This is a genomic window from Tardiphaga robiniae (assembly GCF_013359755.1).
Taxonomy (GTDB): Bacteria; Pseudomonadota; Alphaproteobacteria; order Rhizobiales; family Xanthobacteraceae; genus Tardiphaga; species Tardiphaga robiniae.
Genome location: NZ_JABMCJ010000079.1, coordinates 1 through 13,312 on the forward strand (window position 1 = coordinate 1; position 13,312 = coordinate 13,312).

Consider the following 13,312-nt stretch of genomic DNA (forward strand, 5'->3'; position numbering starts at 1 on the left):
CGCCATGGCAGATGTGCAAGCAACCGAAAAAACACCGCAGGCGGAACGTCGGGCACTTGCTCGGCGCCTCCGAAAGTCCTGATGCACTCTCAATTGCGGAAGACCGCATTCGCATCAGGCCCAAGGGTGCAACGGGCACCCGGCGTTCCGCACGCCCTCTCGCAAGGGGGCGGGAATGCAAGCGACGACGGCGCCCCCGCGCCGCAAACAATGGGGGTGATGACGCATGTCTGAAGAGCAGTGGCTGTTTGACAGTTGAATCTGAAATAACGTGACGCGCGCACGCTCAAACCAGACGCCGTCATGCCCGGCGCATGCCGGGTATCCACGCCTTGGCCGCGGAGAAAGGCGTGGACGGCCGGAACAAGTCCGGCCATGACGACCGAGAGCGTTACGAGGCATCGATTGATAGGTTTCGCGAAGACGCTCATCCCATCAACAAAGCCGTGGTGCCTCAGTCCACCTGTGCTGGCTGCTTCGCTGGCGGAGCATTCGCGATACCCGCTGCCGTTGCCATCTGCGCCAATGCTGCGATCTTCTTCTGCGAATCGGACCCCGGCTGTACGACGCCCGCTGACATGATCAGCGTCGCGGCATCCTCGGCGGACATGTCGATGTCGATGATCTTGCTCTTCGGCACATAGAAGAAGAATCCCGTCGTCGGATTCGGCGCGCAGGGCAGGAACACCGAGATGTGCTCCTCCTGCCCCGGCAGGCTCTTCGCGACTTCGGTGCTCGGCGGCTGCGAGATCAGCACGATCGACCACATGCCCGGCGACGGAAACTCGACGAGACCGACTTTACGGAAACTCGATCCCGAACCCGAGAACAGCGTCTCGAACACCTGCTTCAGCCCGCGATAGATCGCGCGCACCACCGGCATGCGGCCGAGCAGGTTCTCGCCGAGATCGACCAGGGAGCGGCCGATCAGGTTGGCGGTGAGGAAACCCAGCAGGGTCAGCGCCACGAAAGCGACGATCAGGCCGGAGCCCGGAATACCGTAAGGCAGATACTGTTCGGGCCGATAGGCCTCCGGTACCAGCGGCCGCACGATGGCATCGACCCAGGTGACGAACCACCAGGTCAGGTAAAAGGTAATCGCGACCGGACCGGCGACGATCAGACCGGTGAGGAAATAGTTGCGGATCCGGGCCATGAAGCCGCGCGGCGCCTCGGGCGGCGGGTCGCCAACGGGCGGGGTCAACGGCAAATCGGGGCGTTCCATCAGCGTTTCAAATCCATCTGGCGCGGCGCGCGAAACCGCGCCGTCAGTCCTTATGGGTATCCTAGCAGGATTTCGCCAGTGCGGGGGAAGCCACTTGGCGGCGCCAAGCGGCCAAACCGGCCGCCTGCGACAATCTTGCCGCTTCGCCGGCCTATTCCACCGTGACCGACTTGGCCAGATTGCGGGGCTGGTCGACGTCAGTGCCCATCACCACCGCGGTGTGATAGGCGAGCAACTGCACCGGCACGGCATAGACCAGCGGCGTGAAGGCTGCGTCCATATCCGGCATCACGATGGTCACCATGGAGTCCACGGTGGCCTCCTCGGCGCCCTTGGCGTCGGTCATCAGAATGATGTTGCCGCCGCGCGCCGCGACCTCCTGCATGTTCGACACGGTCTTGTCGAACACCCGGTCATAAGGCGCGATCACGACCACCGGCATGGTCTCGTCGATCAGCGCGATCGGGCCGTGCTTGAGTTCGCCGGCCGCATAGCCCTCGGCATGGATGTAGGAGATTTCCTTCAGCTTCAGCGCACCCTCCAGCGCCAGCGGATAACTGGTGCCACGGCCGAGATAAAGCACGTCCTTCGACTTGGCGATGTCGCGCGCCAGCTTCTCGATTGCAGCTTCGTGCGTCAGCGCATCGGTCATCAGACGGGGGACCTTGACGAGACCGTGAACCAGTTTGGCTTCGTCGGCGTCGGACAGTTCGCCGCGGGCCTTGCCGGCTGCGATCGCAAGCGTCGCCAGCGCCATCAACTGGCAGGTGAAAGCCTTGGTAGAAGCCACGCCGATTTCCGGACCAGCCAGTGTCGGCATCACGGTCTCGCTCTCGCGCGCGATCGTCGAGGTCGTGACGTTGACGACAGCGAGCGTGTGCATGCCCTGCTCTTTGGCGTAACGCAGTGCTGCCAGCGTATCGGCCGTCTCGCCGGACTGTGAGATGAAGATCGCCAGATCGCCCTTGCGTACCGGGGCTTCGCGATAGCGGAATTCAGATGCCACATCGACTTCGACCGGAACGCGCGCAAAGCGTTCGAACCAGTATTTAGCGATAAAACCCGCATAGCTCGCAGTGCCGCAGGCGGTGATCGAAATGCGCTGGATGTCCTTGAAGTCGAACGGCAGCATCATCGGCAGCGCAACGCGCTCGTTCGCCAGATCGACATAACGCGCCAGCGTGTGACCGACGACTTCCGGCTGCTCATGAATTTCCTTGGCCATGAAGTGGCGATAGTTGGCCTTATCGACCATGAAGGCCGACGCGCCGGATTTCAGCACGTCGCGCTTCACGACCTTGCCGGATTCATCGTGGATCTCGCAGCCCTTGCGGGTCAGCACCACCCAGTCACCGTCTTCGAGATAGCTGATGTCATCGGTGAACGGTGCCAGCGCAATCGCGTCGGAGCCAAGATACATCTCGCCGTCACCATAGCCGACTGCAAGCGGCGAGCCTTTGCGGGCGCCGATCATCAGGTTGTCGTGATCCTTGAACACGAAAGCCAATGCGAACGCGCCTTTCAGGCGCGGCAGCGCCTGCTTCACAGCTTCGACCGGCGATGCGCCCTTCTGCAGATAGAAGCTGACGAGGTGCGCGACGACTTCGGTGTCGGTCTCGCTGGCGAATTTGGCGCCGCCCTTTTCGAGCTCGAGGCGCAATTCGCGGAAATTCTCGATGATGCCGTTATGCACGACCGCGACGCCTTCGGCGGCGTGCGGATGTGCGTTGGCTTCGGTCGGCTTGCCATGCGTCGCCCAGCGCGTGTGACCGATGCCGATATGACCTGCGAGCGGCGACTTGCCGAGCTTGGCTTCGAGATTCTTCAGCTTGCCTTCGGCGCGGCGGCGATCGATATGCGCGCCTTCCAGCGTGGCAACGCCGGCAGAATCGTAGCCGCGATATTCGAGGCGCTTCAGCGAGTCCACGATCTGGTCAGCAACCGGACCACGTCCCAAAATTCCGACGATGCCGCACATGCGGGGTTATCTCTCCAAGTGGTATCAAATTGCCCAGAAATACTGGAACTCTCTTAGCGAGAATCGCAAATCGACTGTTACTCAATAATTATTGCCGATTGAGACAAGTTACCGCGGTTGTAGGGGCATTTTGCGCGACGCGTTTAACAAACCATCAACGTGTTTGCGAAAGCATCTACGCCTGACCGGAGTAGACGTCCATGTGGGAGGAGCGAGACCCGAGAGCCCCCCGATCGATCGCCGGATCACGGCTGCGACATGTCGAGATGTCGCAGAGCAAACTGGCGCATTGGCCGCCGCCGCAGCGTGATATTGCGGTCAAACCGCATGTCGCCGAGCCCCATACGCCGCAGGAAGAAATTGTCGCCAAGCGTCCGATCCGTCGTGGCTGGCATCTGAAGACCCCGGTGACCTGACGTCATCGCGAACACCGTGCGCGCTCACTTCGGCTTCTTGTTCGCCGCGTTCTTGTCGCGGAAGCGTTTGCCCCAACCTTCCTTCATCGACACCTCGTTGCGCTCTACCGCAAGCGCATCGTCCGGCACATCGCGGGTGATCACCGAACCCGAACCGATATAAGCGCCGGCCCCGATCTTCACCGGTGCGACCAGCGACGAATTCGAACCGACAAAGGCGCCGGCACCGATGATCGTCTTGCTCTTGTTGAAGCCATCGTAATTGCAGGTGATGGTGCCCGCGCCGATATTGGCGCCGGCACCGATATGCGTGTCGCCGACATAGGTCAGGTGGTTGACCTTCACGCCCGCTTCCAGAATGGCCGCCTTGGCTTCAACGAAGTTGCCGATGCGCGCGCCCTCGCCGACCGACGTTCCCGGCCGGATGCGTGCGTAAGGACCGATCGAGGCCTTCTTGCCGATGGCCGCCTGCACGATGTGCGAGAAGGCGTGAATGACAGCGCCGTCGGCGATACTGACGCCGGGCCCGATCACGACATACTGCTCGATGGTGACGTCGTTGCCGAACGTCGTATCGGCCGCAAGATGCACGGTCTCCGGCGCGACGATGGTCACGCCCGCGTCGAGCGCGGCCTTGCGCAGCCTTGCCTGCATGATCGCTTCGGCTTCCGCGAGCTGCGCCTTGGTGTTGATGCCGCGGACTTCATCCTCACTCGTCTCGATCACACTCGCCCGCAAGCCCATGCTGCGCACAATCTCCACGGCGTCGGTGAGATAGTATTCGCCCTTGCTGTTGGACGTGCCGATCTGCTCGATGATTGTGAGCGCGGTCTTGCCGGCGAATGCCATCACGCCGGCATTGCAGAGATCCACCTTGCGTTCGGCCGGTGTGGCATCCGCATGTTCACGGATCGCGACCAGTTGATCACCTTCGACCAGGAGCCGGCCATAACCGGTCGGATCGGCCGCGCGAAAGCCGAGCACGGTCAGCGCAGCACCTGCCTTCAAGGGCGCACGCAAACGCTCGAACGTCTCGGCCGAAATCAGCGGCGTATCGCCGAAGGCGATCAGCAGATCATCCGCGCCCTTTGCAATGGCGTCCTTTGCCGCCAGCACGGCATGGGCGGTGCCGAGACGCTCGTGCTGAACGAATGTTGCGGCATCGGGCCGCACCCGCCTGGCTTCATCGGCCACGTCCTGACGATCGGGACCGACAACGACGGCCAGCGCAGAGCCTGCCCCATGAGGCGCCGCCGCAAGCACATGGCCCAGCAGCGACTGGCTGGCGACCTGATGCAGCACTTTCGGCGTCGAGGACCGCATCCGCGTTCCCTCGCCGGCCGCGAGCACGATGGTGAGGCTGGTTCTGCCCGTCATCCGAATCCCCGTTGTGGCGGCGCTCATGCGCCGCGGCCGTCTTAAATGGTTTTGGGCCAATCTGGAAACCGGTTTGGCTCGCCGTGTGGCCCGACAACCTCAGGTTCCCGCCGGTTTCCTGATAATGTTGAACTGTGATTCGCAGGGGCGATGGGGCGACGCAGACGTCGAATGGCGGATAAGCACGACAAGTGGGCCGATACTCTCTCAGCCGAGCATAGCGGCTGGCTGACCGGATTTCTGGCTGAGGAAGACAAGGTCGACCGCCGCATGATGTGGCGGCTGGGCTCCTGGGGCGTTGCCGCCGTGGGCGCGGTGGTGGTTGCCATTCTGGCCAGCCAGTCGCAGGTCCAGTTGCGCCGCGATCAGGTCACGACATCGGAGACATTTACGCGGCAGTCGCAGCAGATCCAACTCGTCGCCAAGGAGACCCAGGCCGAGGCCCGGCGCCTGACGCTGGCCATCGAGACGCTGAACAGCGACCGTGACCGGCTCTATGCCCGCGTCACCTCCGTCGAACAGGGACTGGATTCAGTCACCGGATCGATCAAACGCCAGACCACTCCAACACCGACAGCCGCCACAACGACGCCAGCACCAACGCCGCAGCCACCTGCCACCGCATCCGTCGTTGCCCCCCCTGCAGCCACCGAGCCAAAGCCGGTGGCAGAGCTTCCAAGCATTCCGTCGACGCCGGTCATCGGTCCCGTGGCTGCGATCACGCCGCCTGTCGAAACGACACCCGCCAAACCGGCGCAAGCAGCGGCTTCATCGACAATCAATCCACCAGCCTCTGCGCCGCTCGTTGCATGGAAATCGATGACGGCGCCGCCCGACGCTGCGGCCGCCAAATTGAGCGAACCGGCGCCGACCATCGAAGCTCCTCCGGCCGCTCCGGAGACAACGGCATCGGTCCAACCGGCCGCGACCGAGCCCACCCCCACAGCCGTCGAAGCCGTGGCGACGCCGGTCGCGCGCACGGAGTTCGGCGTTGATATCGGCGGCGCCAATTCGGTGGACGGCCTGCGCGCGATCTGGCGCGGCATGTCCAAGTCTCGCGCGCTGAACGGACTGCGCCCGATCATGATGGTGAAGGAACGCCCGACCGGACTTGGCATGCAACTGCGCCTCGTCGCCGGTCCGCTCAGCGATGCTGCAGCCGCCGCGAAGATCTGCGCCGCGCTGACCGAAAGCAGCCGGCCCTGCGAGACGTCGATCTTCGATGGTCAGCGCCTTGCTATGAAGGCCGAGACGGCGCCCGCGGAAGCTGCGCCTGTACCAGCCAGACCGGCGCCACGCAGGCGCGCCGCGCCCAAGCCACAGGAACGCACCGAACAAGCGCCGCCGCCCAAGCCCGTTGAAGAAGTTGCGCCGCCCAAGCCGCAATCGTCGCTGACCTCGTTCCTGGGTCTGCGCTAAGGATCAAAAGATCAGATTTTCAATCCCTTGGCGTGCGCGGCTAACGTGTTATCTAGGTCCGACCTCTCACCGCGACCGCATGCCGGGTTGTTCCGCACTGCGTTTTGAACCATGGTTTCCGCATGAAAAAAGATCCGTTCAAGCTCACCGCCCGTCAGGTGCAATGGCTTCTCATCGTCGGCTTCCTGTCCGTCGGCTACGCCATCTATCTGCGTTATCTGGCCATCGAATTGTCGACGACGGCGCTCGCCTGCGACGCCGGCCTGCAGAGCACCCTGTGCAAGAGCCGGCTGGTGATGACCTATCTGTTCAAGAATTCGGTGTTCGGCATCGCCGCGATCGTCATTGCGACGCTGAATCTGCTGCGGCCATCGATCGTGCTCATCACTGTCGCACTGATCGCAGCCGGTTTCGGGATCGTGCTCTATAACGTTGCCCTGTCGGGCATCGCGATCGGCCTGCTCATTCTGGGCTTTGCGCGGCCCGCGCCCGCCACAGCGTGATGCCGAACAGCAGATAGATCGCGCAGGTCCACAGCGACTGCCAGTTATCCGGCCCTTCGTTGAAGCCGATATACAGGGCCGACAGCACGAGCACTCCGGCAAACACCGACTCGGCGATCGGCCGTACGCCTTCCTGCGGACGGTTGACAGCCATCAGTCCGGCGAACGGCACCACCGCCATGGTCAGCGCCGCGAACGGAAAGTCGCGGTAACGCGGATCGAACACGAAACCGAGCGCGGTCTCGGCGCCGATCAGCGCCGCCACAGCCAGGGTCAGCCCGAGCAGGACGGTCGACCACGAACGGGCCAGGAACCGGCTCGGTCCGACCAGTTGGAGGAAGGTCGGTAGCGAGCGGCCGGACATCGTCGCATAGGCGCACAGCAGCGGCGACGCGACACCGGCAGCCAGCAGCGCGCTCCACTGGATCCAGCGGCCGACGCCATAGCTTTCATAGATCAGCTTGTCTGCGGCAACGCCCAGCAGGATGCCGGCTACCGTGGCCGATACGGCAACGGTCAGCCAGGCCGACAGACGCGGCGACCATGGCCGTCGACGAAGCGTCAACATGCCCGTCACGAAAACCAGGAAGCTCAGGCCCATGCCGAGCCCCATCTGCAGCTTCCACGACGGATAATTGGTGATCGGAACGCCCGGTGGATACTTCAATTCGCGCGGCTCATCGTAGATCAGGCCCCAATAGCCGCCGACTGTACCTTCAAGGTCGCGCTTCCACGGCTGGTCATAGGCTTCGATCAGATTGACACGGAATCCCTCGCGCTTGGCCAGATCGAGGATTTCGGACACGACCCGTGCCTGGTTGGTGCGCGACGGCAACGCGCCATCACGCATCCGCCCGGCGCTCGGCCAACCTGTTTCGCCGATCAGGATTTCCTTGGATGGGAACGCCACGGCGAGACGCTTGCGGATCGAGTCCACATGGGCGGCGGCGCTCTTCGCGCGAATCGGGAAGTCCTCCCAATAGGGCAGGATGTGGATCGTGACGAAATCGACCGCGTCATAGATCTCGCGATTCTTCAGCCAGAACTCCCAGACATCGGCATAGGTCACGGGGATCTTGCCGACCTGCGCCTTCACCGAGCGGATATTGCCGACGAGATCGGCAGCCGTCATCTCGCCGCGCAACAGCACCTCGTTGCCGACGACCACGCTGCTGATCACGTTCGGAAAGCGCTTGGTGAGATCCACGACGCCGGCGATCTGCGCCAGGTTCTTGAGCCGGTTGCTGCCGAGCCAGACGCCCTGAATGACCTTCAGTCCGACCTTGCCGGCCAGTTCCGGCACCTGATCAAGGCCGTTATCGATCGAATAGGTCCGCACGCATTTGGTGATCTGCGCCAGCTGCGCCATGTCGGCGGCAATCTGGCTCGCCGGAATGATGGCGGTCGAGTTCAGCGGCGTTTGCTCGCCGCGGAACGGCGCATAAGAGACGCATTCCAGTTTGGCGGCGGGATCGATCGGCGCGCGCACCAGCGTGACCGGCGTGGCGAGCCACCACCAAACCGCTGCGATCGTACCAAGGGAAAGGATGAGAAGCGCCAGCGGCGTGCGGGTGGAAATTGGTTCCGTCCTCCAAAGTCGTCCGTCGATTAGCCGGTCATCACCAATCTGCCAAGTGCGTCATGCCGGCAATCACGGACTTGTCGGCCCGACCCGCCACGAAAATCAGACAAACTTCCGGCGTTGCTGGACAAAATCAAAAATGTCCGTCATGGGATTCAGCCGTGGTCGCCGCCGTATTGGGGGCCCATTTGAACGGCATCTGGCGAGGGCGTCAGAACTGCCTGGCACAGCCAACTTATCGGGGACTTTATGCGTCGACTGGTGTTCGGGTTCCAATCTGCGGTTCTGCGTTGTCTCGCCGTTCCAGGCCTTGCTCTGCTGCTGGGTGTTGGCTGCGCGTTGGCCCAGAGCGGCCCAGTTCGCGCACAGGATCAGAAGCCTGCGGCAAATGCGCCCGTGACGCCTGCCGACGTTGCTCGTGAAAGCCAGAAGAAATCCGACGAATTCGTCGAGGCGACCCAGGCGATCAATGGTCCTGCCGGCAATCCCGAATGCGTCTGGCTTGGCCGCCGCGTCGTGGTGCTGATGTGGCGCGACGATCTCGACACCGCGTTCCGTCACCTCGATCTCTACGACCGATTCGGCTGCCCCGGCGGTCATGTGCAGGCAACGTTCCGCTGCCTGGTCAAATTCGGCCCGCTGATCGATCCGAAAATTGCGGACAGTCTCAACAGCCGCGTCCATGGCTGCTGGATCAATCCGAATGCGCAGCCGCAGCCTGCCGCGCTGAGCCAGCCCGCAGCGCCTGCGCCTGCCGGTGGCGGCGCAGCAGCGCCGGCGGCCGCTCCCCAGCCGGACGCCAAACCGCCTGCTGAAGCGCCGAAGTAATGTGGCGCGCTCTGTTCAGGCGGCATTCAGCTGGCGGCGCCTAATCGCATTCGAATAATGGTGCCGCCCTCAAAAGGCCACGGCAGCGTATGAGTTGTTAATTCGTGTGGCGGATATAGTCTCCGTTACCGTTGTACTGGTCGGACCTCGGGGACGGGTCCGCTTCCCGGCCACGCTCGCCCCGTTATGGTTCAGTTGCGATGCGCGCTGTCGTCGCCGTTTTATTGTTCGTGACCGCCGTTCATGCCGCCCTATGGGGCGTATTGCGCGAGAAGCAGGAAGCTCCCGATTTCAAGGGCATGATTCCCAGCCTCTCCTATGCGCCGTTCGAGGGCACGGCGCATCCCGACGTGGACAACATTCCGACCGTCGAGAAGATTCGCGCCGACCTCAAAAAGCTGTCGACCATCACCCGTGCCATCCGTCTGTATTCGTCGACCGGCGGTGTGGAAATGGTACCCGCCATCGCCAACGAGTTCGGCCTCAAGGTCACCGTCGGCGCCTGGATCGACAAGAACGCGGATCGCAACGAGCGTGAAATTGCCTCCGCCGTTGAGCTGGCGAAGAAGAACCCGAATGTCATCGGCATCGTCGTCGGCAACGAAACGCTGTATCGCGATGAACTCAAGCTCGAGGACCTCGTCGAATATATCCGCCGGGTAAAGCGCCAGGTCACGGTTCCCGTCACGACCGGTGAAATCTGGAACATCTGGCGCGACAATCCGCAGCTCGCCTCGTCGGTGGACTTTATCGCCGCGCACATCCTGCCCTATTGGGAAAACTTCACCGACACCCAGGCCGTCGACCAGGCTGTCCACCTCTACGGCGTGCTGCGCGAGACCTTTCCCGGCAAACGCATCGTGATCGCGGAATTCGGCTGGCCGAGCGAAGGCTATAATCTGCGCAGGGCCGTGCCCGGCCCGTTCAAGCAGGCCGTCGTGCTGCGCAACTTCGTGACCCGCGCCGAAGCGATCGGCATGGACTACAACATCGTCGAAGCCATCGATCAGCCCTGGAAATTCTTCGAAGGCGGCGTCGGCCCCTATTGGGGCGTTCTCAACGCCTCGCGTGAGCCGAAATTCCCATGGACCGGTCCGGTCGTGGATCCGGACCACTGGAAGAACGCCAGTATTGCGCTTCTGGTTGGCATCCTGCTGTCGCTGCCGATCCTGCAGATCGTTGGCGCGACAGCGATGCAGGCTCTCGTGCTCTCGGCCGCAGCCAATGCCGTTGGCGCCTGGGCGGCAACCATCTTCGCTTATCAGCAGACCCACTATTTTGTCTGGGGATCGGCCTTCGCCCTCACACTCGGCTGCATCCTGCTGATCCCGCTGCTCCTCATCGCACTGGCGCGCATTGAGGAGATTGCAGCCATCGCTTTCGGCAGGAAGCCATTGCGGCTGCTGACAGCCGAACGCAGCGAAAAGCTGCGTGCCGCTGCAGACGCCGAGCAGAAATACCCGAAGGTCTCGATCCACATTCCGGCCTATCGCGAACAGCCGGACATGCTGAAGCTGACGTTGGATGCGGTTGCCCGGCTCGACTATCCGAATTTCGAATGCGTGGTGATCATCAACAACACGCCGGATCCGGCCTATTGGCAGCCGATCCAGGATCATTGCCGCATGCTCGGCGAGCGTTTCATCTTCATCAATGCGGAGAAGGTCGAAGGCTTCAAGGCCGGCGCCCTGCGCATCGCCATGGACCGCACCGCGGCGGATGCCGAGGTGATCGGCATCATCGACGCCGACTATGTGGTGGAGCCGAACTGGCTGAAGGATCTCGTCCCAGCCTTCAACGATCCGCGCGTCGGCCTCGTGCAGGCGCCGCAGGACCACCGCGACGGCGACCGTTCGCTGATGCACTACATCATGAACGGCGAATATGCCGGGTTCTTCGATATCGGCATGGTTCAGCGCAACGAGGCCAATGCGATCATCGTCCATGGCACCATGTGCCTGATCCGTCGCTCCGCGATGGACATGGCGGGCGGCTGGGCCGGCGACACCATCTGCGAGGACTCGGATCTCGGCCTCGCCATCATGCAGCATGGCTGGCTGACACATTACACGAAGGAGCGTTACGGCTACGGCGTGCTGCCGGACACCTATGAGGCGTTCAAGAAACAGCGTCATCGCTGGGCCTATGGCGGCTTCCAGATCATCAAGAAGCACTGGCGCCGTTTCATGCCCGGCGCGAGCCGCATGACCCAGGATCAGAAGCGCGAATTCGGTATGGGTTGGCTGAACTGGCTCGGCGCCGAAAGCCTCGGCGTCGTGGTGGCGATCCTCAACATCATCTGGGTGCCGATCATCGCCTTCGCCGATATCGCCATCCCCGACAAGATCCTGACGCTGCCGATCATCGCGTCATTCGTGGTGTCGCTGGCGCACTTCATCGTCTTGTACCGGCTGCGCGTGAAGATCGGCCTGTGGCAGATGCTGGGCGCGATGATCGCCGCCATGTCGGTACAGTGGACCGTGTCGCGCGCCGTCGCCGATGGCCTGATCAAGGATCACCTACCCTTCACCGTGACCTCCAAGGGCGGCAAGTCGACCATGTCGATCGAATTCCAGGCCTTCTGGGAAGCCGTGATCGGAGTGCTTCTGCTGATCAGCTGCGGCGTGCTGGTGTTCTCCAACAACTCCAAGCAGGTCACCGAGATCTACATCTTCGCCGGCGTGCTGGTGCTGCAGAGCCTGCCGTTCCTGTCGGCGGTGATGATTGCAATCCTGGAGAATTCGCGCGCCAATGACTTCCAGTGGTGGCGCAACACGACGGTCCGCACGGCCGAGCTGATCGGCCTTCGCCCGGTGACCATGCCACCGATCGATGTGTCCCGTCCCGAGGCCCAGCGCGAAGCAAGCTGAACCGCGCCAATGGGGCGCGGTTCATGTCCATAACATCAAGCCCTGCCCTTGACCCCGGCGGACCCGCCTTTTACACAGCCGGTCACGCGATACGCTGCATTGCGGGCGCCATCGCGGCCGTGGCTGACCGGCCTCACCGCGCCCCGCAAGGGTCGGTTTCCTCCGTTCAGCTTCGTCAATACGGCACTTTAGGGCGGGTAGCTCAGTGGTAGAGCATTCGACTTTTAATCGACTGGTCGAGGGTTCGATCCCCTCCCCGCCCACCATCACCGCGATGAGCCACGCCGGAACTTCCGGTTTTCACACCATCCTCAGCCTCTGAACACCGGACAATCGAACATGCGGATTACCCTCGTCGGCTCCAAACACTTCGGCGTCACGACCCTCGATATGCTGAAGACCCACAACGTCGAGATCGCGTCCGTGGTGGTTGCAGATGCCGAGGACCGTCTCGCCGCAGCCGCCAAGGCTGCCGGCATCCCGGTGACCGTTCAGGCCAATCCGAAGCTCGTCGTGGCCTCCGAGATCGCCGAGGGCACCGAGCTGATCATCACGGCGCACAGCCACGCCCGCATCGGCAAGGATGCGCTCGCCGCAGCCAGCCTTGGCGGCATTGGCTACCATCCCTCACTGTTGCCCCGTCACCGTGGCATCGCTGCCGTGGAATGGACCATCAAGGAAGGCGATCCGATCGCCGGCGGCACCATCTATCACCTTGCCGATGTCATGGACGGTGGCGCCATCGCCGCGCAGGAATGGTGCTTCGTGAAAAAAGGCGAAACCGCTCGCGAACTTTGGGAGCGCGCGTTGGCGCCGCTGGGCCTCAAGCTGCTCGGCGAGGTCGTGGACTTCGCGACTGTCCACAAGCGTTTGCCCGCAACCTACCAGGACGAGCAATTCGCGACCAATGCGCCAAAACTGGCCTAGAAGCCTCCAAAACTGGTTAAAAAGGCGCCGGAACCCGCCCGAATCAACCAAATCTGTCAATAAAGGGAACCAATTTGCCCGTCGCGGCTTGCATCCCGTGAGTTGTTTTGGGTCTATGCGGCAACGCAGCAAATTTTGGACACATTACCCCCCAATAAGGTGGCCATCACAACATCGAGGATTTGAT

General features: G+C 62.6%; 10 protein-coding genes and 1 tRNA gene. 7 read left to right on the forward strand and 4 right to left on the reverse strand.

What is annotated here, in order from left to right; translation table 11 throughout:
• Positions 1 to 454: 454 nt before the first annotated feature.
• Both HP556_RS10785 and glmS read right to left on the reverse strand, forming a co-directional pair.
• Positions 455 to 1,228: a DUF502 domain-containing protein gene (locus tag HP556_RS10785; RefSeq protein ID WP_374725664.1), complete on the reverse strand. Its 774-nt coding sequence runs from the start codon at positions 1,226 to 1,228 to the stop codon at positions 455 to 457.
• A 148-nt stretch (positions 1,229 to 1,376) separates the two neighbouring features.
• The gene (gene glmS / locus HP556_RS10790; RefSeq protein ID WP_175367005.1) at positions 1,377 to 3,203 is read right to left on the reverse strand and encodes a glutamine--fructose-6-phosphate transaminase (isomerizing); all 1,827 of its coding nucleotides are present in this window, start codon (positions 3,201 to 3,203) and stop codon (positions 1,377 to 1,379) included.
• A 266-nt stretch (positions 3,204 to 3,469) separates the two neighbouring features.
• On the opposite strand from glmS, the gene HP556_RS10795 reads away from it, so the two are divergent.
• Positions 3,470 to 3,619: a hypothetical protein gene (locus HP556_RS10795; protein ID WP_158550328.1), complete on the forward strand. Its 150-nt coding sequence runs from the start codon at positions 3,470 to 3,472 to the stop codon at positions 3,617 to 3,619.
• 24 nt (positions 3,620 to 3,643) lie between these two features.
• Here HP556_RS10795 and glmU read toward each other — a convergent pair whose 3' ends face one another.
• Positions 3,644 to 4,996 carry a bifunctional UDP-N-acetylglucosamine diphosphorylase/glucosamine-1-phosphate N-acetyltransferase GlmU gene (gene glmU / locus HP556_RS10800; RefSeq protein ID WP_175367006.1) on the reverse strand — a complete coding sequence of 451 codons (1,353 nt, stop codon included), beginning with the start codon at positions 4,994 to 4,996 and terminating at the stop codon, positions 3,644 to 3,646.
• Positions 4,997 to 5,167: 171 nt separating this feature from the next.
• Between glmU and HP556_RS10805 the strand changes: the two genes are divergently transcribed.
• The gene (locus tag HP556_RS10805) at positions 5,168 to 6,415 is read left to right on the forward strand and encodes a hypothetical protein (RefSeq protein WP_175367007.1); all 1,248 of its coding nucleotides are present in this window, start codon (positions 5,168 to 5,170) and stop codon (positions 6,413 to 6,415) included.
• Between the two features lie 122 nt (positions 6,416 to 6,537).
• On the forward strand, positions 6,538 to 6,918 hold the full coding sequence (locus HP556_RS10810) for a hypothetical protein (RefSeq protein ID WP_068730752.1): 381 nt from the start codon (positions 6,538 to 6,540) through the stop codon (positions 6,916 to 6,918).
• Here the strand turns inward: HP556_RS10810 and HP556_RS10815 are convergent.
• The gene (locus HP556_RS10815; protein ID WP_175367123.1) at positions 6,878 to 8,545 is read right to left on the reverse strand and encodes a glycoside hydrolase family 17 protein; all 1,668 of its coding nucleotides are present in this window, start codon (positions 8,543 to 8,545) and stop codon (positions 6,878 to 6,880) included. The two genes, HP556_RS10810 and HP556_RS10815, sit on opposite strands and share 41 nt — an antisense overlap.
• Before the next feature lie 204 nt (positions 8,546 to 8,749).
• Here HP556_RS10815 and HP556_RS10820 point away from each other — a divergent pair, with 204 nt between their 5' ends.
• The 4 genes from HP556_RS10820 to HP556_RS10835 all read left to right on the forward strand — a co-directional run bounded on the left by HP556_RS10820 (position 8,750) and on the right by HP556_RS10835 (position 13,125).
• Positions 8,750 to 9,328, forward strand: coding sequence for a beta-1-3, beta-1-6-glucan biosynthesis protein (locus tag HP556_RS10820; protein ID WP_175367008.1), 579 nt, complete (start codon positions 8,750 to 8,752; stop codon positions 9,326 to 9,328).
• A 200-nt stretch (positions 9,329 to 9,528) separates the two neighbouring features.
• The gene (locus tag HP556_RS10825) at positions 9,529 to 12,198 is read left to right on the forward strand and encodes a glycosyltransferase (RefSeq protein ID WP_175367009.1); all 2,670 of its coding nucleotides are present in this window, start codon (positions 9,529 to 9,531) and stop codon (positions 12,196 to 12,198) included.
• A gap of 191 nt (positions 12,199 to 12,389) precedes the next feature.
• Positions 12,390 to 12,464 (forward strand) — tRNA-Lys (locus tag HP556_RS10830).
• Between the two features lie 73 nt (positions 12,465 to 12,537).
• Complete coding sequence (locus HP556_RS10835; protein ID WP_089264406.1) at positions 12,538 to 13,125, forward strand: formyltransferase family protein; 588 nt, start codon at positions 12,538 to 12,540, stop codon at positions 13,123 to 13,125.
• Positions 13,126 to 13,312: the final 187 nt, after the last annotated feature.

Coding starts and splice junctions, on each gene's coding strand:
- HP556_RS10810 (WP_068730752.1), top strand. CDS start 6,538: ATGAAAAAAGATCCGTTCAAGCTCACCGCCCGTCAGGTGCAATGGCTT.
- HP556_RS10835 (WP_089264406.1), top strand. CDS start 12,538: ATGCGGATTACCCTCGTCGGCTCCAAACACTTCGGCGTCACGACCCTC.
- HP556_RS10795 (WP_158550328.1), top strand. CDS start 3,470: ATGTCGCAGAGCAAACTGGCGCATTGGCCGCCGCCGCAGCGTGATATT.
- glmU (WP_175367006.1), bottom strand. CDS start 4,996: ATGACGGGCAGAACCAGCCTCACCATCGTGCTCGCGGCCGGCGAGGGA.
- HP556_RS10805 (WP_175367007.1), top strand. CDS start 5,168: ATGGCGGATAAGCACGACAAGTGGGCCGATACTCTCTCAGCCGAGCAT.
- glmS (WP_175367005.1), bottom strand. CDS start 3,203: ATGTGCGGCATCGTCGGAATTTTGGGACGTGGTCCGGTTGCTGACCAG.
- HP556_RS10820 (WP_175367008.1), top strand. CDS start 8,750: ATGCGTCGACTGGTGTTCGGGTTCCAATCTGCGGTTCTGCGTTGTCTC.
- HP556_RS10825 (WP_175367009.1), top strand. CDS start 9,529: ATGCGCGCTGTCGTCGCCGTTTTATTGTTCGTGACCGCCGTTCATGCC.